This window comes from Chengkuizengella axinellae (assembly GCF_030730905.1).
Lineage (GTDB): Bacteria > Bacillota > Bacilli > Paenibacillales > KCTC-33759 > Chengkuizengella > Chengkuizengella axinellae.
Genome location: NZ_JAVAMP010000001.1, coordinates 1 through 20,469, shown reverse-complemented (window position 1 = coordinate 20,469; position 20,469 = coordinate 1). Strand labels below are relative to the sequence as shown.

The 20,469-nt window shown below is 34.9% G+C and carries 24 protein-coding genes and 17 tRNA genes; 2 read left to right on the top strand and 39 right to left on the bottom strand.

The genetic code is table 11. The features are described from left to right. Nucleotides 1-74: 74 nt before the first annotated feature. The 3 genes from Q5Y73_RS00205 to zwf form a co-directional block, all read right to left on the bottom strand. Nucleotides 75-1,661: a peptide chain release factor 3 gene (locus tag Q5Y73_RS00205; RefSeq protein WP_305989838.1), complete on the bottom strand. Its 1,587-nt coding sequence runs from the start codon at nt 1,659-1,661 to the stop codon at nt 75-77. A 149-nt stretch (nt 1,662-1,810) separates the two neighbouring features. Beyond that, on the bottom strand, nt 1,811-2,434 hold the full coding sequence (locus Q5Y73_RS00200) for a cyclase family protein (RefSeq protein ID WP_305989837.1): 624 nt from the start codon (nt 2,432-2,434) through the stop codon (nt 1,811-1,813). A gap of 12 nt (nt 2,435-2,446) precedes the next feature. Further along, a complete protein-coding gene (gene zwf / locus Q5Y73_RS00195; RefSeq protein ID WP_305989836.1) occupies nt 2,447-3,994 on the bottom strand; it encodes a glucose-6-phosphate dehydrogenase in 1,548 nt (515 codons plus the stop codon). A 254-nt stretch (nt 3,995-4,248) separates the two neighbouring features. Between zwf and Q5Y73_RS00190 the strand changes: the two genes are divergently transcribed. After that, the gene (locus tag Q5Y73_RS00190) at nt 4,249-4,596 is read left to right on the top strand and encodes a hypothetical protein (RefSeq protein WP_305989835.1); all 348 of its coding nucleotides are present in this window, start codon (nt 4,249-4,251) and stop codon (nt 4,594-4,596) included. A 193-nt stretch (nt 4,597-4,789) separates the two neighbouring features. On the opposite strand, the gene Q5Y73_RS00185 is transcribed toward Q5Y73_RS00190, so the two are convergent. The 12 genes from Q5Y73_RS00185 to Q5Y73_RS00130 form a co-directional block, all read right to left on the bottom strand. Beyond that, nucleotides 4,790-5,434, bottom strand: a complete 645-nt coding sequence (locus tag Q5Y73_RS00185; protein WP_305989834.1) for a response regulator — start codon at nt 5,432-5,434, stop codon at nt 4,790-4,792. Next, complete coding sequence (locus tag Q5Y73_RS00180; protein ID WP_305989833.1) at nt 5,418-6,494, bottom strand: sensor histidine kinase; 1,077 nt, start codon at nt 6,492-6,494, stop codon at nt 5,418-5,420. Before Q5Y73_RS00180 ends, Q5Y73_RS00185 begins: the two co-directional genes overlap by 17 nt. 258 nt (nt 6,495-6,752) lie before the next feature. Further along, a complete protein-coding gene (gene liaF / locus Q5Y73_RS00175) occupies nt 6,753-7,400 on the bottom strand; it encodes a cell wall-active antibiotics response protein LiaF (protein WP_305989832.1) in 648 nt (215 codons plus the stop codon). 151 nt (nt 7,401-7,551) lie between these two features. Further along, nucleotides 7,552-8,226, bottom strand: a complete 675-nt coding sequence (locus tag Q5Y73_RS00170) for a PspA/IM30 family protein (protein WP_305989831.1) — start codon at nt 8,224-8,226, stop codon at nt 7,552-7,554. Then, nucleotides 8,226-8,615 (bottom strand): PspC domain-containing protein, encoded by a 390-nt coding sequence (locus Q5Y73_RS00165; RefSeq protein WP_305989830.1) that lies wholly within the window; start codon nt 8,613-8,615, stop codon nt 8,226-8,228. Before Q5Y73_RS00165 ends, Q5Y73_RS00170 begins: the two co-directional genes overlap by 1 nt. Before the next feature lie 7 nt (nt 8,616-8,622). After that, the gene (locus Q5Y73_RS00160) at nt 8,623-9,291 is read right to left on the bottom strand and encodes a PspA/IM30 family protein (protein WP_305989829.1); all 669 of its coding nucleotides are present in this window, start codon (nt 9,289-9,291) and stop codon (nt 8,623-8,625) included. Nucleotides 9,292-9,306: 15 nt separating this feature from the next. Next, a complete protein-coding gene (locus tag Q5Y73_RS00155) occupies nt 9,307-9,603 on the bottom strand; it encodes a LiaF transmembrane domain-containing protein (protein WP_305989828.1) in 297 nt (98 codons plus the stop codon). 334 nt (nt 9,604-9,937) lie between these two features. Next, nucleotides 9,938-10,348: a spore germination protein GerPE gene (locus Q5Y73_RS00150; protein ID WP_305989827.1), complete on the bottom strand. Its 411-nt coding sequence runs from the start codon at nt 10,346-10,348 to the stop codon at nt 9,938-9,940. Nucleotides 10,349-10,361: 13 nt separating this feature from the next. Further along, nucleotides 10,362-10,547: a spore germination protein GerPD gene (locus tag Q5Y73_RS00145; RefSeq protein WP_305990829.1), complete on the bottom strand. Its 186-nt coding sequence runs from the start codon at nt 10,545-10,547 to the stop codon at nt 10,362-10,364. A gap of 2 nt (nt 10,548-10,549) precedes the next feature. Further along, the gene (gene gerPC, locus Q5Y73_RS00140) at nt 10,550-11,158 is read right to left on the bottom strand and encodes a spore germination protein GerPC (protein WP_305989826.1); all 609 of its coding nucleotides are present in this window, start codon (nt 11,156-11,158) and stop codon (nt 10,550-10,552) included. 31 nt (nt 11,159-11,189) lie between these two features. Then, entirely contained in the window at nt 11,190-11,399 is a 210-nt protein-coding gene (locus Q5Y73_RS00135) for a spore germination protein GerPB (RefSeq protein ID WP_305989825.1), read from the bottom strand. Further along, nucleotides 11,396-11,635, bottom strand: a complete 240-nt coding sequence (locus tag Q5Y73_RS00130) for a spore germination protein (protein WP_305989824.1) — start codon at nt 11,633-11,635, stop codon at nt 11,396-11,398. Before Q5Y73_RS00130 ends, Q5Y73_RS00135 begins: the two co-directional genes overlap by 4 nt. A gap of 141 nt (nt 11,636-11,776) precedes the next feature. Here Q5Y73_RS00130 and Q5Y73_RS00125 point away from each other — a divergent pair, with 141 nt between their 5' ends. Further along, nucleotides 11,777-12,250, top strand: coding sequence for an Hsp20/alpha crystallin family protein (locus tag Q5Y73_RS00125; RefSeq protein ID WP_305989823.1), 474 nt, complete (start codon nt 11,777-11,779; stop codon nt 12,248-12,250). 201 nt (nt 12,251-12,451) lie between these two features. On the opposite strand, the gene Q5Y73_RS00120 is transcribed toward Q5Y73_RS00125, so the two are convergent. The 24 genes from Q5Y73_RS00120 to Q5Y73_RS00005 form a co-directional block, all read right to left on the bottom strand. Beyond that, entirely contained in the window at nt 12,452-13,180 is a 729-nt protein-coding gene (locus tag Q5Y73_RS00120) for a class I SAM-dependent methyltransferase (protein WP_305989822.1), read from the bottom strand. 304 nt (nt 13,181-13,484) lie between these two features. Continuing rightward, nucleotides 13,485-15,905, bottom strand: a complete 2,421-nt coding sequence (locus Q5Y73_RS00115) for a heavy metal translocating P-type ATPase (RefSeq protein ID WP_305989821.1) — start codon at nt 15,903-15,905, stop codon at nt 13,485-13,487. Nucleotides 15,906-15,972: 67 nt separating this feature from the next. Beyond that, on the bottom strand, nt 15,973-16,173 hold the full coding sequence (locus tag Q5Y73_RS00110; protein WP_305989820.1) for a copper ion binding protein: 201 nt from the start codon (nt 16,171-16,173) through the stop codon (nt 15,973-15,975). Between the two features lie 126 nt (nt 16,174-16,299). Next, nucleotides 16,300-16,500, bottom strand: a complete 201-nt coding sequence (locus Q5Y73_RS00105; RefSeq protein ID WP_305989819.1) for a copper ion binding protein — start codon at nt 16,498-16,500, stop codon at nt 16,300-16,302. Between the two features lie 117 nt (nt 16,501-16,617). Beyond that, a complete protein-coding gene (locus Q5Y73_RS00100) occupies nt 16,618-16,950 on the bottom strand; it encodes a metal-sensitive transcriptional regulator (protein ID WP_305989818.1) in 333 nt (110 codons plus the stop codon). A 109-nt stretch (nt 16,951-17,059) separates the two neighbouring features. After that, a complete protein-coding gene (locus tag Q5Y73_RS00095) occupies nt 17,060-17,284 on the bottom strand; it encodes a hypothetical protein (RefSeq protein WP_305989817.1) in 225 nt (74 codons plus the stop codon). A 180-nt stretch (nt 17,285-17,464) separates the two neighbouring features. Continuing rightward, nucleotides 17,465-18,184, bottom strand: a complete 720-nt coding sequence (locus Q5Y73_RS00090; RefSeq protein WP_305989816.1) for a hypothetical protein — start codon at nt 18,182-18,184, stop codon at nt 17,465-17,467. Between the two features lie 329 nt (nt 18,185-18,513). After that, a tRNA-Leu gene (locus Q5Y73_RS00085) sits at nt 18,514-18,600 on the bottom strand. 169 nt (nt 18,601-18,769) lie between these two features. Then, nucleotides 18,770-18,846: transfer RNA gene (locus Q5Y73_RS00080), tRNA-Arg, on the bottom strand. 7 nt (nt 18,847-18,853) lie between these two features. After that, a tRNA-Leu gene (locus tag Q5Y73_RS00075) sits at nt 18,854-18,942 on the bottom strand. A gap of 26 nt (nt 18,943-18,968) precedes the next feature. Further along, nucleotides 18,969-19,042, bottom strand: a tRNA-Cys gene (locus Q5Y73_RS00070). 10 nt (nt 19,043-19,052) lie between these two features. Next, nucleotides 19,053-19,127: transfer RNA gene (locus Q5Y73_RS00065), tRNA-Gly, on the bottom strand. A 6-nt stretch (nt 19,128-19,133) separates the two neighbouring features. After that, a tRNA-Gln gene (locus tag Q5Y73_RS00060) sits at nt 19,134-19,208 on the bottom strand. Nucleotide 19,209: 1 nt separating this feature from the next. Next, nucleotides 19,210-19,285: transfer RNA gene (locus tag Q5Y73_RS00055), tRNA-His, on the bottom strand. Nucleotides 19,286-19,311: 26 nt separating this feature from the next. Continuing rightward, nucleotides 19,312-19,385 (bottom strand) — tRNA-Trp (locus Q5Y73_RS00050). Between the two features lie 5 nt (nt 19,386-19,390). Then, a tRNA-Tyr gene (locus tag Q5Y73_RS00045) sits at nt 19,391-19,475 on the bottom strand. A 4-nt stretch (nt 19,476-19,479) separates the two neighbouring features. Further along, nucleotides 19,480-19,555 (bottom strand) — tRNA-Thr (locus Q5Y73_RS00040). Nucleotides 19,556-19,572: 17 nt separating this feature from the next. Continuing rightward, nucleotides 19,573-19,648, bottom strand: a tRNA-Phe gene (locus Q5Y73_RS00035). Nucleotides 19,649-19,773: 125 nt separating this feature from the next. After that, nucleotides 19,774-19,850 (bottom strand) — tRNA-Asp (locus Q5Y73_RS00030). Nucleotides 19,851-19,861: 11 nt separating this feature from the next. Then, nucleotides 19,862-19,938 (bottom strand) — tRNA-Met (locus Q5Y73_RS00025). 9 nt (nt 19,939-19,947) lie between these two features. Beyond that, nucleotides 19,948-20,023: transfer RNA gene (locus Q5Y73_RS00020), tRNA-Val, on the bottom strand. 49 nt (nt 20,024-20,072) lie between these two features. Next, nucleotides 20,073-20,147: transfer RNA gene (locus Q5Y73_RS00015), tRNA-Glu, on the bottom strand. Nucleotides 20,148-20,170: 23 nt separating this feature from the next. Then, a tRNA-Ser gene (locus tag Q5Y73_RS00010) sits at nt 20,171-20,262 on the bottom strand. Nucleotide 20,263: 1 nt separating this feature from the next. Continuing rightward, nucleotides 20,264-20,339: transfer RNA gene (locus Q5Y73_RS00005), tRNA-Asn, on the bottom strand. Nucleotides 20,340-20,469: the final 130 nt, after the last annotated feature.

The window sequence follows — 20,469 nt, the reverse complement described above, 5'->3', positions numbered from 1 at the left end:
TTCTAAAAGCACTGAGACATTCCCTTTCTCTTCCATTACCTAATCAAATAACACAAATTATATAAACTGATTCTTTATTGTGGAGGATGCTCTAAAAATTGTACATTTTCATTTTTATCCATCGCAGTTCTCATCGCATATTCATTTTCAAATAAGGCAACATGATTCCCATTTTTATCTAATACCAGTTGTGAATTAATTCTGAACTTTGTTGGATCAATTTTATCCGCTTGAATCCATCTTGATAATTGATAGCTTAATCGATGCATCTCAATATCTACACCATACTCTACCTTCATTCGATATTCAAAAACCTCAAATTGCAATTGACCTACAACCCCTAAGATTTTTTCATCTCCTGCTATAGATCGGAAAAATTGTACAGTTCCCTCATCGGTTAATTGTTCAATGCCTTTTTGAAATTGTTTCGTTTTTAGTGCATTTTTAATGAGCACTTTTGCAAACAATTCAGGTGGGAATGTTGGCAGTTCATCAAATTGCACATTCGCTTTAGTGCTTAATGAATCCCCTATTTTAAATATGCCTGGATCAAATAATCCAATGATATCACCTGCATATGCCTGCTCAACTATATCTCTATCTTGAGCCATAAACTGTTGAGGTTGTGCCAGTTTTATATTTTTACCTGTACGAATATGTTTTACACTCATTCCTCGATCAAATTCACCGGAACAAATACGTAAAAAAGCAATACGATCACGGTGAGCAGGATTCATATTAGCCTGGATTTTAAAAACAAAACCCGAGAAATTTTTATCACTTGGACTAATTTCTCCTTGATTACTCTCTCTTGATACTGGACTAGGAGCTAGCTTTAAAAAGTTATCAAGAAATGTCTGAACCCCAAAGTTGTTTATCGCACTTCCAAAAAAGACAGGTGTAAGTTCTCCTTTTTTTACTTTTTCAAGATCAAATTCGTCTCCTGCTACGTCCAACAGCTGTAAATCTTCATTTAAACTCTCAAATAAATAATCTGTTGTAAATTCTTTTATAATTTCATCATCATATCCACTTACTTCCTGAACTTTAATTTCATCATGATTGTCCCCCTGGAACAATTCTACTCTTGTTGCATGACGGTCATATACTCCACAAAGCTGCTTACCTGAGCCTATTGGCCAATTCATAGGAAAAGAACGGATACCAAGTACATTTTCAATTTCCTCTAATAAATCAAATGGATTCTGTCCTTCCCGATCCATCTTATTAATAAAAGTAAAAATTGGAATACCTCTCTTGCGACACACTTCAAATAACTTTCTTGTTTGAGCCTCCACACCTTTTGCAGAATCAATTAACATGACTGCGCTATCTGCTGCAGTCAAAGTTCGATAAGTATCCTCACTAAAATCCTGATGACCTGGTGTGTCTAGGATATTGACTTTGTGTCCTTCATACTCAAATTGCATCACACTTGAAGTTACAGATATTCCCCTCTGCTTCTCAATTTCCATCCAATCTGATGTTGCATGTTTAGAAGCTTTTCTTCCTTTTACGGTACCTGCAAGGCGAATGGCTCCTCCAAATAAGAGCAGCTTTTCTGTTAAAGTCGTCTTCCCTGCATCAGGGTGAGAAATAATGGCAAATGTTCGTCTTTTATTCACTTCATTTTCTAATGGTCCTTTTGAAGTTTGATTCATGTATAAACCCTTTCTAAAATTACAATTCAATAATTTTAACTATCATATTTTTTAACAACCCGTAACCCCACTTACCTCAATAAGGGAATTAACGGGCTGTATATGTCTAACCTTTAGTGAAATGTGAAACCTTATACTAAATAAAATTCTTACTGTCCTAATAAAAATGCACGTGCTGGAGCTGCATCAATACCCTCTAATTTTAAGGGAGCAACAACCATAAAATATGTTCCTGATGGTACGTCCTTTAATCTTAAACCCTCAACAATAACAATTTTATTCTCAAATAATATTTTATGCGTTTCATGGTCTGGTTGGGCACGTTCAATTCCTAAACCATCTGTTCCAATGCCCTTTACATTTTTATCTCTTAAAAAAGCTGCTCCATCTTCATTTAAATATACAAAATTAAAATCAAATTGTTCTGAAAATGAATTTTTTGTTTTAAAAAGCAACCATTCACCTTCTTGAATAGCAAAAGGCTCTAAATCAGATCTTCCAATTTGTCCTTCCACATGAGTTAAATCTAACACCCTTGCCGTAGATACAAGGTTTTCAAGTGGAATGGTCTCAATTGTCTCTCCACCTTCAATCATATGTAAAGGAGCATCAAGGTGTGTTCCTGTGTGTACATTTAAACTTAATATCGATTCAAAAGCAGATGAGTTGGAAAAGTCAGAAGCTGTTTCAATTTTGGGCTTCTTTTCTTCTTTATTTTTATACACCTGCATCCCTTCGTGAATCGTCATGGATATATCATATATTTTAAACATGAATAATGCCCCCTATTTTTCACTTTTCGCCTGTACCCATGTAACTTCTGCTTCATCTTGACCATGGACCGGCCACCACTTAAACCCTTTTTTCTGCAATAATTGTATCATTCCTTCAGGTCCCCACGAACCTGCTTCATAAAACTGCAAATCATTTGTATTTTGAGACCAAGCATTGGAAATTGAATCAATATATTTCCATGCCGATGCAACTTCATCCCATCTTGTAAAATAGGTTGAATCTCCTCTCATAGCATCAAGTACCAATCTTTCATACGCCTCAGGGGTATTTAAACCTACTTCACAGCTTTGGCAGAAATCCATTGCTACAGGAATAATCATAGATTTACCGCCCGGCTTTTTCGCGTTGAATTTAATATATATACCTTCCTGTGGATTAACTCTGAATACCAACAGATTAGGTTCTAATTGATTCGTTTTAGCAAAATATACATTCTCAGGTATATTTTTAAATTCCACTACTACTTCTGTAGCTTTTGAAGGAAGTCTTTTACCTGTACGTACATAAAAAGGAACACCTGCCCAGCGAAAATTGTCTACGTATAATTCTGCTGCGAAAAATGTTTCTGTGTTTGAAGTTTTAGAAACAGAATCTTCATCTCTGTATGCATGAACAGTTTTATCATTTAATACACCTTCTGTGTATTGCGCTCGAACAACATGCTCCCCTACTTCCTGTGTATCTGAATAAGATCTAATAGAACGTAGAACTTTTACTTTCTCGTCTCTTATATCTTCAGACTCCATTCTGCTAGGTGGTTCCATAGCCATCATTGCAACCATTTGAAGCATATGGTTTTGTGCCATATCTCTTAGTGCGCCAGAGTTCTCATAATACCCACCGCGATCTCCTACTCCGACCGTTTCACTTAGTGTAATTTGAATATTAGCTATGTATTTATTGTTCCATAATGGTTCAAAGAAGGCATTTGCAAAACGAATGACTTCTATATTTTGAATCATTTCTTTCCCTAAGTAATGATCAATTCGATATATTTCTTCCTCTTCAAACACTTCTCTAATTTGTGCGTTCAATTCTTCAGCGGACTGTAGATCGTACCCAAATGGTTTTTCAATAACCAATCGGTGCCATCCACTGCTGTTTAACAGTCCACCATCACGAAGATGATTGGCAACTTGACCAAACAATTGAGGTGCAAGCGCTAAATAAAACAATCTATTTCCTTTAATATCAAATCTTTGTTCTAAGGACTCTGTAAGTTGATTTAATTCATAAAAAGCATTTAAATCATTTGTATTCAAAGACATATATTCAAAATGCTGCACAAAACTTTCCCAGTTATCATCTTGATCAATTTTATAACGAGCAAATTCTTGAATGGCTTGATATACATCGTTTTGGAATTCTTCCCTAGAACGATGTCTTCTTGCAAGACCAATGACTGTGAAGCGTTCGTTTAGTTTTCCCTCTCTAAACAAGCTATAAATTGCTGGGTACAATTTACGTTTTGCTAAATCTCCAGTAGCTCCAAAAATAAAAAAAGTAACGCCTGATTGATTGTTGTTTAAATTATTCATCTCATCATCATTCTTTCATCCGTATTTTTCTACCTATCTTTATAGAAGTTTAGCATAACCAAATTATATGATTCAATAACCATTCAATTTCTAAGCCATAAATAAACAAAATCCAACTTCATTAATTAACTTAAAAGATGAATATGGTAGCTGCTAAAAATGGGCTCGTACTAAATAGTTATTCGTCTATTCCAAATCCTCAACTTTTGAATATGTTATTTTATATATGGATATTTGTAGGAGGTGAATGGCCTATGTTTTCTATAGAGCCATTGGATAAGAAAACGATAAGCAATCACATAGGCAATCCATTATTAATTTTAACTAAAGATGGAAATGAGCATTTTGGAATTCTTAGCCATTTAGACAGCAACAAACTATATTTTAATGATTTTAATCATACAACCAGCAATACTTCAAAATTAAAAAAGAAAAACATCAAAACTAAGAAGAGTAACAAAAAAAAGAAAGCCACGACTTTCCAAGAAGGAATCGGCTTTTTTCCAAATGAAGTTGGGTTTACATCAGATTTAGATTTTGGATCAAAATATGAGATCAAAGTATCTGACATTAATTTATTGTTTGATACAAGTTTCTTTTAAACAGTATAACACGTTCTGGGTAAGTTCAACCTTATTTAATCCCACTTTTATATTAAAGTGGGTTTTTTGTTTGATATCTACAGAATCTCACTTCACTTTTAAAAACAATATAAACTCGGACCCCGAAAAAGGATTAGGATTATGCTTCCAAGCCATACTTCTCTTTTTTTGGGATATATTATTTACTCCTTATTTACTCCGCTAACCCATGTTTAAAGGCATAGATTGCTGCTTGTGTACGATCCTCAACCCCTAATTTAGATAATATATTTGTAACATGAAACTTAACTGTTTTTACTCCAATGAAAAGTTCATCCGCTACTTCTTGGTTTGATTTTCCTTGAGCAATTAAACGTAAAACTTCCATTTCACGATCAGTCAAATCTTCATGTGGTGCTTTTTCTTGTTGTGGCTGACGAAATCGATTCATGATTTTGGATGCTACTTGTGATTCAAGAATCGGATGTCCGTTCATCGCGGAGCGAATCGCTTGGGCAATTTCAGTAGCACGAGAGGTTTTTAATAAATAACTAAATGCCCCCGCTTCAATGACTGGATACACCTTCTCATCATCCAAATAACTTGTCAAAACAATGACTTTGCATTTAGGTTTAAGTTTTAACAACTTTTTCGTTGTTTCTATGCCATCCATTTCTTCCATAACCAAATCCATTAATACAACATCTGGATCATAGTCCTGAGCTAATCTAATGCCCTCTGCACCATTACTAGCTTCTCCAATGATTTCTATATCTTCCTCTGTACTTAAAACAGCTGACAAACCAATCCGAACCATTTCATGGTCATCTACAATCAATACCTTAATTGGAATAGACATCTTGCTCCTCCCCTCTTTGTACATTTACAACAGGAATACGAATTTCAATTCTCGTTCCTTTACCAGGCGCAGTTAAAAAATGAATAGAACCACCTATTTCATCTACACGTTCTTTCATGGAGACAATCCCATAAGAGGCATGTTTTTGAAGATTCATATCAAAACCTACCCCATTGTCTTTAATCATTAAACGTACAATGTTTCCATTATAGGAACACTTAATTTCCATCTCTGAAGCCTTTGAATGGCGCAATGTATTGGATAAAGCTTCTTGTATGATGCGGAATATGTGATCCTCTACACCTTTAGTCAATTGAATATGTTCGTCCATTTCCAATGTAATATGTATAGGAACCTTTGAATTGAGCTCCTGTAATAATTCATGTAATCCTTGGGATAATCTTTTCCCTTCCAAATGTACGGGTCTTAAATGCAGCAATAAAGCTCTCATTTCAGACTGAGCAACAGATGCCATTTCTTCAATTAGCGACACTTGCCTTTTTGCCTTTTCAAAATCGGTATTTAATGTACGGCCAACTGCTGTTGCTGTCATAGAAATAGCAAATAACTGTTGACTTACAGCATCGTGCAAATCACGCGCCAACCGTTGTCGCTCCTCCGTAACTGCTGAAAAGCGGGCCTTTTCTGCAAGCTGAGCATTATTCGTTGACAGCCTTTGAAGAGAGGTGATTTGATCCTCCCATTTTTTTTTGATTTCACTTAATTGATCTGCTAATCTACCGATTTCATCTTCACCTAGTGATGGGATATCCTTAGGTAAGTTTCCTTTTTCTAATAAAAGCATCGAATCGTATAAACGATCCAATCTTTTTTTCATTTTATTGCTCTGTAAAAAACCAAACAAAGCCCCGATCACCAATATAATAACAAGGAGAGTAATACTATGCTGAATAACTATTACCCATGAATCAATCTTTATTATATATCCATAGGATTGCAGAAAATATATGACAATACTAAAAATCAATAGTGTGGCAAAGATAGATTCTCCCATGTTTCTCCACACCATGTTAGTCAGTTTTTTTTTATTACGTGGCATAGTATTCCTCCCTTCTTAACATTACTATCCGAAGATTAAAATCACTTATAATGGAATACGTCTATCCTCTAAGAAGGTTTCAAATTATAGAACAGATGTAACCTTAGACGTTAAAATTACAAAGCTTCACTTCACTTTTGTGAGATGAAATTTTGTTTCCATAGCTTTACTTTATTTCATAATGCTTTAATTGTTATGGGGTCCCCGAAAAGTAATCGGATTATGCTTCAAAGTTTCGCGTCCTTCTTGGGGTGCATGTTAGATGATTTTTATATCTATGTCTCCTACAATGTAAGAAATCATAAAATTCAGCTTTATATCAGAGGATGCATAGTTAGGTGATGCCCAGGTGAATTTATTCATCATCCCCGCTTCTTTCTCCCAGTTTACACCAATTTCTCCTACGATCAAAGTTGCATCAATCGTAACACCAATATGATCAGGGACAATGATATCTATGTCCCCAACAACCCCTTGCAAAATAATAGTTGTTTCTCTTTCATCTATTAATGCATGAGAAACGTCCATATGGATTTCACCAACGATGGAACGAATCATCATGTTTTTCAATGTCCATTGATTTTTATTCCACTTCACACTCTGTACTAAATTTTGTTTCTCTATAAAAGTCTCATCAACCTTCTGTTTATCTGATTTCATATAAAAATATCCAAATATAATAAGTACCAAGCCAACTACAAACATCATATGATTACTAATTAGAATAATAACTCCAATGACTAGTAGAAGGTACCCTTTGTTTTTTTCTCCGATGCGGATTCGATCCACTCCAAACCAAATCAATATAAGGGAAGCAACGATTAAAAAACCAAATATATTACCAAGTAATAAAAACAGTCCTGCAAAGATCAAAACTAAAGCAGTGTTTCGATTTCGATCTTTCATTTAATGTCGCTCCCCCCTTCATACGATAGTTTTTCTCTCACAACTAAAAGCTATGAAAAGCCATAGCGGCAAATAACAAACCGTATGGCTTAATCCTTTAATAGCATAACATAATTGTACATTTATTGGGTATATGTTTTGATATTCAAAATTATTTTGTTTTTGTGCTTTTATCTTTTAAAGCTTTAAATTCAGCATCTAATTTTTCTTTTTTGACTGGATTTATATTAGTAAGATTAGTTGGTTTTAGGTCTGAGTTGCTTTTAAAAACTTGAGATTCGATTTCCTTCTGTACAATTTTCTCCTCAATTCTTCTAAACCCTGATGTAGCATTCCCACGATCAATCTGTTGATTGCCTGATAACTGTGTCATTTGTTTTTTAGTATCTGCTAGTTGTGCTCTTGCAGCCAATTCATTACGTTTGTTGCGCATTTTATAAAATTCTTCTTTCATCTCATGAAGCTGATTTTTCAATTCATCTGCTTGATTCTTAGATGTTGTATGCATTTGAGTGAGTTCTTCCGCTTTTTGATCAAGCTGAATTTTTTGTTCAAGCAATGTTTTTGCTTCCTCATCCTGCCCGTTTTTCAATACCTCAGCAGCTTTTAATTCTTGGTTTTTACTTGCTCCAATCATCTCATCCAATCTTTGCTTCAACATACGTTCATTAGCAAGCTGTTTAGCAACTGTCACTTCGGCTTTTGCAATTTCTTCTTCCATGTCTCTTAAATATTGGTTCAGCATCACAACTGGGTCCTCGATTTTATCTAATACCTCATGTAAAGATGCCTTCGTCATATCTGAAATTCTTTTAAATACTCCCATTATTTTTGTTCCCCTTTCTCATATTTAGCTAATTTAGCTTTTAAATCTTCTATTTCTTGCTGCATTGCTTTTTTTTCAATATCTTTCATCATGTCATCTATTTTAGAACCACTATCAAAAGTAGTAGTTGTTGCATCTGAAGTCTTTGATTGAACATTTGAACTGCTGTAAGTTGACCCAGAATCTTGGAACGATGCTTGCATTGCAGGCTGCTTTGAGATAACCATACTAATTAAAAAGTATAGTAATATCACTGTTCCACTAGTAAATACGGCTGTAATGATTAGGATGATCCTTAACAAATTTGAATCTACATTTAAGTATTCTGCTAAACCACCGCATAATCCGGTAAGTTTTTTATCTGTTTGAGATCTATATAAATTTGACACTCTAAATTCACCTCTCTTTTTCTAGTTTTTTCTTTAATTGTTGAAACTGAGCATCAACTTCTGATTGTAATTTTCCCCCAAAGGAAGAACCTGTTTTAGTGTCATTGGATCTTACTTCTCTTAAAGCATTTGTTTGCATTTCTAATTCAGAAAATTTTTGATCAATGGATCTAGACTGATCATAATAATTTTGTTTTTCTATGAATCGATTGACTTGATTTAATTGTTTTTGTAAACGAATGGATTCAATTTTCGCTTCGTAAAATGCTCTTTTATCAACTAGTTCTTGTACTTCGTCCTTTAAGTTTTGAATTTGCTCCTCTAATTCCAATATGGTTTGCTTGCCATCTTCGTACAGCAATCTATACTGCTCGCTTTTTTCCTCACTTTGCATTTTTTCTAATAAAATTAATTTTGCCAGCTGTTCTTCCCCTGCTTTCACTGCAACTTCAGCTTGATTTTCCCTTTTTATTCTGTTGCTTTCAGCCTCCATAAATTGCTGTTTCACAGAGTGTGCATGTGTTAGCGTTTGTTGATAAAGCTTTTCAAGTTCTGTTAATTTCCTCTTTTGCGTCTGTAAATATTTATCAATGAAACGTACTGGATCTTCAGCATTTTCTATTTTGTCATTTAAGGTAGCAACACTAATATCTCTAATTCGTTTTACAAGACTCATCCCTTATACCCCTTTCTATTCAATGCTTCTTTTTTTAAGTAAATGAACTCCTACTAAAATGAGTCCAACAGCTAATAAAATCCCTAGGATACCTGCAAATTTCCCTAAAAGCATGAAACATCCAATAATTAATAGCGGCCATCCAATAAATTTGCCATTTTTAATTCCTAAATAACCAATCCCTAGAATAACGAAGGGAATCAAAAATGAAATAATACTATGACCAAAATTCAATCCAATCTTTTCTAATAAGAACAAGCCACCGATGATTATTAAAAACAAAGCAAGTAAGTTCTTTTTATTAAATATCATTTTTTCTCACCACCTTTGATTGCTGTCTTGTGTGTTTCTTTAATATTATTGTAGGTGATTCTAGGTGGTTTCAAAACAGACCCCCGACCATATTTGAACCTAGACTATAGTCTAGGTCCTTGACCTACCTAAGAATAGGTGTCTGCTGGACTATCTATTGATTGGCATAACTTGCTTGTCTGATTCACAATCAAACCACGCTATAATGAACACTAGCAAAACACAAATCAAAATACGGAAATAACTTCAGGCTAAAATTAAGAACATCATACTAATTCGGCTCAGATCGTAAAATAATAAACCGACCATGTATATTGCATGGTCGGTTTTAAATTTAAACCTTTTTACTTGTTGGAATCATATAAGCATGGCTTTCCAAATCCTCTTTAATGAATTGTCGGATATTGATTACTTTTGATTCTGTATCAATTTCGCAATTCGACCCGACTTGTAAAACGGATGATCCACCCATCCCCAATATTCTAATACTATCCACATAAATATTAGGATTTTCATTAATAAACGTAGTTTTTACATCTTCCTTAACAACTAGTTTTGGTATTGGCTCTTTAAACAGCTCCTGTTGGGCAAAATCACCTTCATATGGAAAATATACAGGGACTCCTCGTTGAACAGCATAAACCAAGGATCTTGGTTTTAAGTTAACAGAGTCTCCAATCTGGAAAATGGCACTTCTTGTAACAGAAATCACTTTTATCCTCTCGACAACAGAAGTTCTTCTCATAACCATCGATCCATTAAAACGGTGTCTCAGGTGCTAGAGGAGCAAGAGGACCTATAATTAATGCTTCTGGTGGAGTATCAAATGCTGAAGCACTCGAAATGTGTTCTGTATCACCTACTAATAATACAGAGGAGCCTGTTAAACCTATGATATTGATATCTCCCACATGAATTTCTTTATTTACAACTGTATAATTCATTTTCATCCGTTTTCCATCTCCTTACCTGTAATTTTATGAAAGTGGTCCAAAATTGAAGTTTCTATATCCTTTTTTGTTTTGTTGATAACTGTATGTTTAATCTCGTTATCATTTAAACCATTATGATTTCCATTTAAATAATGATTCACTCGACCATCAATTTGTCTTTTAATATCTTCGATCATATTTTGGGTGTATTCTTCTCCAATGACTAAATTAAACTTATCCTGTAAAGCTCGAATCGTGTTAGGAACTTCCTTGTCTAAATGCTGATGAATCTCATCCCTTATCCCTTGATGCTGATCTGTTTCCTCTATCGTTTGAATTTCTACATCTTCTTGTGTCTGACCATTAACTTCAAACTCTTCTATTGAGCCTTTACCACCAGGAGTAATACCTATGTTTAAAGTACCCTCTAATGTTTCTACCTTAAGTTGATCAAAATTGTACTCAATCTTTTCAATCGTATGGTTTCCATTTTTCATTAATTTGTTCATATCTTCCTTCATTTGAGTCAACAATTTTTCTAAATCATTAAGTTTATTTTGATGTTGATTTATATTATCCGATAGTTTTTTTATATATTGTTCCAGTTGAGGGTCCACATACATATATAGTCCTCCTAAATCTATTCATTAATAATTATGAAGGTGGTGATAATGGAACAAAAGCAGTTGAAGCTTCTGAGATGGCTTCCAATTCTGGTGCTGGTCCTGTAAATCCTCCTGTATTGTACAAATTAGATAAACAATTAATTACACCTGCGCTTCCTATTTGTACAAAAGAGGAATTCGTCACAGCTCCAATTTTAATTACATTAATTTGGATACTTTGATTTACTGTTAGGTTCATATCACATTCCCCTCAACACCAAAGTTATCTTGAGTTTGATCTTTCACATCAGGATCAAAAGTATTCGTTGCACTTAAAAGGTTATTTGTAACAGGTAAATCCCCAGTATTAAATGAACCTGATCCAGCGTAAGTTTTAGATGAACTTACAGGAGACACTTGAATTGAATCACCGAATTGAACTATAGCACCGCTTCCTACACTTATTATTTTTATCGTTCCAACAATAGCAGGCATAAGCAGACATCCTTTTTCTCGTATTCAATATTGTATTGTATGTTCTCATTTCTTCAGATGTTCTGCTCTTTTTCTTAAATCACACATTTTCAAATACAGAATAAACTAATTAATAATATGTATATGAAAGAGGTAAGGAATATGAATAATTTATTTGATCAACGCCAATTTAATAAGTTAATTAAAGACCAATTAGCTAATACTTCTTCCAGTGATATTGACCCAACAAATTTAGATTTATCTTGGATAGATAAATATGTCTCTGAAACATTAGACAAAGCTTTTTCAAGAACTGGTACTATAAACACAAGAGAAGCTCCCTCTTCTACAGAACAATTAAAAACGGATCTATTGGATATTCATCACTATTTAATTGCAAAAATTCACATTCCAAAACATATCGATCATAAAAAAATCAAACTATCAATCAATGCAACGAAGCTTAAAATTAGAGGACTGCCAGAAGGTGATTCTCAAATGGTAGACCTCCCAACTCAAATTGACACTCATGATACTAAAGCAATTTATAAAGATCATATATTAGAAGTACGCATGCCTAAACTGCCTGATAACGACGACAATTATAATCACGTAAAAGTACATTTTGATGAATGAATAATTAAAGATTATTATGAGGTAATATGCTCACTAGTTGAGCATATTACCTTTTGTTCTTTCATCTTTAAAAGTAAGCCCCGCATATCTTTACTCCATAAAATTTATTAATTGAAGAGAAAAAAAGACGTATTTCTACGTCTTTTTTATTAACCTAATAAATTAAATATTATTTTCAAAAAATAGATCAATGTTCCCTTATCATAATAATTTCTTACCAATCATAACTCCATAACCTATATACTTATGATACGCATTCATAAGCTCTTCATACCTCTTAACTGCTTTGAAAACCTCAGTATTATCATATGCATCTTCATCCGCTTGTTGATGCTCATCAGGGAATTTCAGTTCTTTTTTCCACATATCTGAATTAAATTTAGTAGGTTTCCATACTTCTACATGACTAAAGCCCGATTCATATAATTGTTCTGTCCATTCAAGCACAGTCATCATTTTTTTAAATCCATAAAATTCAGTCATTTCTTTTTTAATATTCTCTGGTATTTTATTTGTTACAAGCATTTCTCTGTCATATAAAACACCTTTATTTTTCAATACACGAAAATACTCACTGCATGATATTGCTGGATCAGTAAAAACAGTTACTGATTCTACCATTATGACATCAAACTTATTTGAACCAAAGGGAAGAGAGGTTACATCTCCTTTCTTAAAAACAACCTTTACATTCTCAGCTTTAGCTCTTGCTTTGGCTTTTTCTATCATATCCTCTCTAATATCTATTGCAGTCACTGTGTAACCTTGACTTGCTAAATAACAAGCTGTTCGACCTGTCCCACACCCAACCTCCAAAACCTTAGACCCTTTTTTTATAGGGTATTGCTTTAACTGTTCTATAGTTTCGGAGAAGCCACCAGGATGTGCATTTCCAACTCCTAATTTGGCAAGCATATCTAAGTAATCCATTTACTTTCTCCTTTCAAGTCTCTACTCGCTAGTCAGCGAACTTTGTCATGATAAAATATGTTCAAAAAGTTCAATTGAACGAATTTTCCACGTTCTACAAGCCGTAAGGTTCCCTCTTCTTCGAGGGGGAGTTACAACTTGATTTCACTTGATAAGGTCATCTAACTTTCAGCGGAAATATTAAAACTCCCATTAACAGCAAGATTCTCTTTATATATTGTATGAAAGACAACAATCATGTGATTATCATATTCACAAAAAAAATCATCCCCACAAACTGAGGATGATGAATTCAGACTTTAAATTAAATTTTTACTCTCTGCAACCTTAAAGCATTTAATACTACAGATACAGAGCTTAATGCCATTGCAGCTCCTGCTACCCATGGAGCTAACAAACCAATAGCAGCTATTGGAATTCCCAACGAATTGTATGCTAACGCCCAAAATAAGTTTTGTTTAATATTATTCATTGTTTTACGACTCATATATATTGAATCAGGAATGCTGTTTAAATCTCCTCTCATGAGGGTTACGTCGGCTGCTTCCATTGCTACGTCTGTACCTGTTCCAATCGCTATTCCAATGTCAGCAGTAGCTAATGCAGGAGCATCATTGATTCCATCACCAACCATTGCAACTTTATTACCTTGATTTTGGAGTTTTCTCACTTCCTCAGCTTTACCTTCTGGTAAAACTTGTGCTAAGACATGATCAATATCAACCTGAGCAGCAATCGCTTTTGCTGTTCGTTCATTATCTCCAGTAATCATAACTACTTCAATACCCATCTCTTTAAGCCGTTTTACTGCATCTTTCGAAGTCTCTTTTATCGTATCGGCTACAGCAATTAAACCCGCATACTTTTGATCAACAGCTGCTATCATAGCTGTTTTACCATCATGTTCATATGTCTCCTTTAATTGTAAAGCACTGTTTATTGGAATGTTATATTTCTCCATTAATTTTTGGGTTCCAACAAGAACCTTTTTTCCTTCTACAACTGCACGTATACCGTAACCAGGAATTGCCTCAAACTCACTAGTTGATGGCAGTTCAATTCCTTTATTGATGATTCCATTCACAATAGCTTCAGCAAGTGGATGTTCAGAATTTTTTTCAGCAGACCCGATTAATCTTAAAAATGCTGTTTCATCCATCTCAGTTACAATATCAGTTAACTCAGGCTCTCCCTTAGTGATAGTTCCAGTTTTGTCTAATACAATGGTTTCAATTCGATGTGTGGATTCCAAATGTTCTCCACCTTTAAACAAAATACCCAATTCAGCTGCACGTCCTGATCCAGCCATTATAGAAGTAGGAGTTGCTAAACCCAAAGCACATGGACATGCTATAACTAATATGGCTATGGCTATTTCCAATGCAGTTGCAAATTCACCAGGTGTAATTACAAAGTACCAGATTAGAAATGCTACTAAAGCAATCCCTACAACGATTGGAACGAATATTCCAGAAATTCTATCAGCTATACGCTGAATTGGTGCTTTGGAACCTTGGGCTTCTTCAACTACCTTTATAATTTGAGCCAATGCTGTTTCTTTACCTACTCTTGTAGCTCTAACCTGAAGAATTCCGTTTTTATTCATCGTTGCTCCAATTACAGCATCACCAGTTCTTTTCTCTACTGGAATACTTTCTCCTGTTAACATAGATTCATCGATAGATGAACTACCTTCTACAACTTCTCCATCTACAGGTATTTTTTCACCAGGTTTTACGATAAATATATCACCTTTAATTACTTCTTCTACTGGTATATTAACTTCTACACCATCACGGATAACTAAAGCAGTTTTAGCTTGCAAACCCATGAGTGATTTAATAGCTTCTGAAGATCTTCCCTTGGCTAAAGCCTCAAATAACTTCCCTAGAATGATCAATGTAATTAAAACCGCACTTGTTTCATAATATAATGCTGGTGCATGAACAATTGCACTCCCCAGTGTCCATTCTATAGTTAAATACAAACTATAAAAGTATGCAGCTGATGTACCTAAAGCCACTAGAACATCCATATTAGCACTTTTGTTTCTTAAAGCTTTATAAGCACCAATGTAGAAATTTCTCCCGATAATAAACTGCACAGGTGTTGCTAATGCAAACTGAAACCAGGGATTCATGAATAACTCTGGGAGCCAAATAAAGGACGTAAATGAGAAATGACTAACCATTGCCCAAAGTAACGGAAAAGACAAAATTGCAGATATGATAAACTTCCGTTTTTGTGCTTTTATTTCTTTTGTCCTATGATCCTCTCCCTCTTCATCTTTTTTCTCAATTGCTGTATAACCTAATTTATTTACTTTCTCAATCATATCTTGAATGGAAACTTCATTAGATGAATATTCTACATGGGCAGTCTCCAAAGCAAAATTTACATTAGCGGTTGCTACACCAGGTAATTTATTTAAACCTTTCTCAATTCGATTCGCACAAGCCGCACATGTCATGCCCGTGATATCAAAATCTATAGTATCCTTAACAACTCCGTAGCCAAGCTTTTCTATTTTTTGCTCAAGTTGATTATTATCCACTTTGTTAGGATCAAATGATACAGCTGCTTTTTCTAAGGCGAAATTTACATTTGTCTCCTCTACACCTTCTACTTTACTCAAACCTTTTTCAATTCTGTTAGCACATGCTGCACATGTCATACCCGTAATTTGTAAAGATGTTTGTTTTAATAAAGGTTGTTTTGATTCCATGATTCTCACCTTCCTATATACCTAGTGGGGGTATATAAATATTTAAAAAAAATCCCCCCAAGTTTTTTTACACTACATCATAACCTTGTTCTTCAATCGCTTCTTTAATCACTTCTAACTTTATTTTTGATTCATCATAATTCACTTCAACTGATCCTTTTGTTAGATCAACAGTTCCTTTTACATTTATGTCCTTTAAAGTACTCTCAATCGCATTAACACAATGATTACAAGACATTCCTTCTACTTTTATGATTTGATTTTTCATAAATAATGCTCTCCTTTATATCTTTCTTTTATTTTTATAAAAAATACTGATCTTTTATTTGTATCATTTTCCTTTTCATACCTATTAAGGGTATATAGATGATTTAAAAAATTTCTAATTTATGTTCTATGCTACATCGTAACCTTGTTCTTCAATCGCTTCTTTAATCACTTCTAAATTCATTTTTGATTCATCATAATTCACTTCAACTGATCCTTTTGCTAGATCAACAGTTCCTTTTACATTTATGTCCTTTAAAGTACTTTCAATTGCATTAACACAATGATTACAAGACATTCCTTCTACTTTTAAGACTTGATTTTTCATAAATAATACTCTCCTTTAATTTCTTTTTATTATTTCTTTAAAAATCATTGATTCTTTATTGTAGGATTCCACAAATTAGATGGACTATGATTATTTACAAACATAGATCCTAATGGATCACTTTAATAACTTATGAACTGTAGTTAATAATTCATCTACTACTTCATCTTCTCCATCTTGAATACGTTCAACTACGCAACTTCTCATATGTGCTTCTAATAATAACTTCCCAACACTATTTAATGCCGATTTTACTGCGGCTATTTGATTTAATACATCATCACAATAAGTATCCTTTTCGATTAAACCTTTAACACCGCGCACTTGACCTTCAATCCGATTTAATCGTTTTATCAAATCAGATTTCATTTTATCAGAATGATGACTCTTTCTTTCTTCATCTTCAGAATGGCAAGAATTTAACCCATCTTTATTTTGAATAGCATCCATTAACTTCATCCTCCCTACACTTATTATAATATACCCCCTAAGGGTATATGTCAATACTAAATTTGGAATTTTTAATTATGTGAATCGATAAAATCGATCCTTATTTATCTTAAATCATATTCTTATTATTTAAAGTAACTAAAATCTTTCCTTTTGGCAAATGTTCAATATTTAAATAACCACTCATTACTAGCGATTTAATCACAATCGGAGCATCAATTTCAGAAAAACGTTTTATTAAATCGCGTCTATTAAATTCAATCGTTTCCTTACCCTCTGTTTCAAAAATAATTTTCAGTTCATCCAATACATACCTTTGGTCTTTATTTAACATAAACCTTCCCCCTTAAATAATTGTCTAACTTATAATTACTAAGAAGTCTATTCTAGCTAATTTAAGAAATTCCACTTATAAAGGTAAATAATTATCTCATAAAAATATAGTATACCCCACTATAGTATATATCAATGTAAAAAAATTTAACTACTCAATTTTTTTAATTATAAACTACGTTCAGTCTTTATCTTTAATTTCTTCCTGATAAAATCCAACAAATAATCTGCCTCCGAAAGGTTTTAAGATAGAATCTACAAAATGTATTATTGGCTCTTTATCATTGCTTTTATAATAACTCTCAAATGCAGACATGAAATTATTCGTGACCTCATCATCGAAATTTCTTAACTCTCTATACAACCATTTCCCATCTCCTAACCACAGGTCGTTTACTCTTAAAATATAAGTAGCACATAACGTAAATAATTTATTAACAATAAAATAATTCTCCATCATATTTTGAGAAGTAATTAAATCCTCTAACTGATCTGTTATCTCAAATCTTGCGAAATTCAAATCATCAAAACTCCAACTCGGCGGACCTTCTTCTAAATTCTTTGAACACATGTCTATAATGCATTGAGCATTTCCCTTATCACACACAAGCATACCCTTTGTACAAATTCTAGCTATTGTTGGTAATGCAAATACACTGTTTTCATTAAGAAAATGATCAAAAGAGTCTATATTAAATCCAAATGCCTCGACAGGCCATGGTTCAAAATCATAAACCTTTCTAAAATGAATATCGAACGAATCATCAAATATAACTAGATCTAGGTCAGAATTTTTTTTAATACTACCTTTTTTTGCACTAGCTGCTAAAAATGCAGCGCTACAGTTAGGAAAAGTCATATTAATAAACTTTTTAGCAGCTTCAATAGGCGTAATTTCCATTTAAATACACCACCAATTTAATAAATTATATAAAATTGTATGTGTTTGTAATAAGATGAGTGCATCAGGGGAATAAATTAAATAAGAAAAATTAATCATCACATTTATTTTGATATTAACTAATCCATGATTAATGACTTAAAGAAAAGTTATGAGGATCTATATCAGTATTTGAATAATCGATAAGTAAACGAGGATAAAATCAAAATATAGATATAATTTTCTCCTATTTTATATAAATAGATCTGAATATATGAAATAATAAACTTTATTTCATATATTTTTAAAAAACAAAAAAAACACCTGTGATAGATGTTATTGTTTATATATGGTGCCGGTGAAGGGACTTGAACCCCCACTCCATTGCTGGAAACGGATTTTGAGTCCGTCGCGTCTGCCAATTCCGCCACACCGGCATATTATTATTATTTAATTTTCGCTTTATAATTCTATGATGTTCTAAATGGCACGCCCTGAGAGATACAGTTTACCTGACTGCGAAGTTATTGCTTTCGAGGCATATGCTTCGACGAACTCTAATGTTCGAATTATCTCAAGCGTTTAGTAGTTCAATATTGTTTCAGATGGCACGCCCTGAGAGATTCGAACTCCCGACCTTTTGATTCGTAGTCAAACGCTCTATCCAGCTGAGCTAAGGGCGTATAAAAATGGTGCCGAGGACCGGAGTCGAACCGGTACGGTAGTCACCTACCGCAGGATTTTAAGTCCTGTGCGTCTGCCAATTCCGCCACCCCGGCACATTATACATATTCTATTAAATTTGTGGAGGCGCCACCCAGATTTGAACTGGGGATAAAGCTTTTGCAGAGCTCTGCCTTACCACTTGGCTATGGCGCCAAATTATTTCTGGAGCGGACGACGAGATTCGAACTCGCGACCCTCGCCTTGGCAAGGCGATGCTCTACCACTGAGCCACGTCCGCAAAAATTGGCTGGGGATACAGGATTCGAACCTGTGCATGACGGAGTCAAAGTCCGTTGCCTTACCGCTTGGCTAATCCCCAATGGGGCGATCGAAGGGAATCGAACCCTCGAATGCCGGAGCCACAATCCGGTGCGTTCACCACTTCGCCACGACCGCCGTATAACTTTCATCCAAAATCTTTCTGGCAGGGGCAGCAGGAATTGAACCCACACTAACGGTTTTGGAGACCGCTGTTCTACCTTTAAACTATGCCCCTATATATGGTGGAGGATGATGGATTCGAACCACCGAACCCGATGGGAACAGATTTACAGTCTGCTGCGTTTGGCCACTTCGCTAATCCTCCAAAATGGTGCCGTCGAGAGGACTTGAACCCCCAACCTACTGATTACAAGTCAGTTGCTCTACCAGTTGAGCTACAACGGCAAGTATGATTTATAAAATGGTGGCTCGAGACAGAATCGAACTGCCGACACGAGGATTTTCAGTCCTCTGCTCTACCGACTGAGCTATCGAGCCAAACTTTATAATGGCAGAGCTGACGGGATACTTTTCACTTTGTTACGAAACTGCGAAGTATTCCTTAGGAAGCTTATGCTTCAACGAACCCTGCTGGGTTCATCACCCCTGATGTGTTTCTTTAATGGCGGAGCTGACGGGATTCGAACCCGCGATCTCCTGCGTGACAGGCAGGCATGTTAGGCCTCTACACCACAGCTCCATGTCCTTATTTGGTTGCGGGGGCAGGATTTGAACCTACGACCTTCGGGTTATGAGCCCGACGAGCTACCAGACTGCTCCACCCCGCGATGTTATTATGGTGGACGCTGACGGGATCGAACCGCCGACCCTCTGCTTGTAAGGCAGATGCTCTCCCAGCTGAGCTAAGCGTCCATATGTAGTTGTTTCGAGATTCTAGATCCCTTGATGTTAATTTGTTAAGTGGTGACCCGTACGGGATTCGAACCCGTGTTACCGCCGTGAAAGGGCGGTGTCTTAACCGCTTGACCAACGGGCCACAGATATATATATGAACGAGAGTGGCGGAGAGAGAGGGATTCGAACCCTCGAGACGCTTGTGACGCCTACACGATTTCCAATCGTGCTCCTTCGGCCAGCTCGGACACCTCTCCATGGCTCCCCGAACAGGACTCGAACCTGTGACAACTCGGTTAACAGCCGAGTGCTCTACCAACTGAGCTATCAGGGAATATTAGAGACTAACCATTCCAGGGTTGTTCCCTGAAAACTAGATACGAAAGAAAGTGATTAATTAATGTCACAAAAGCGAGTTTATCAAATGATGAATCAAATGTCAACACCAATTTTGTGTGCAAATT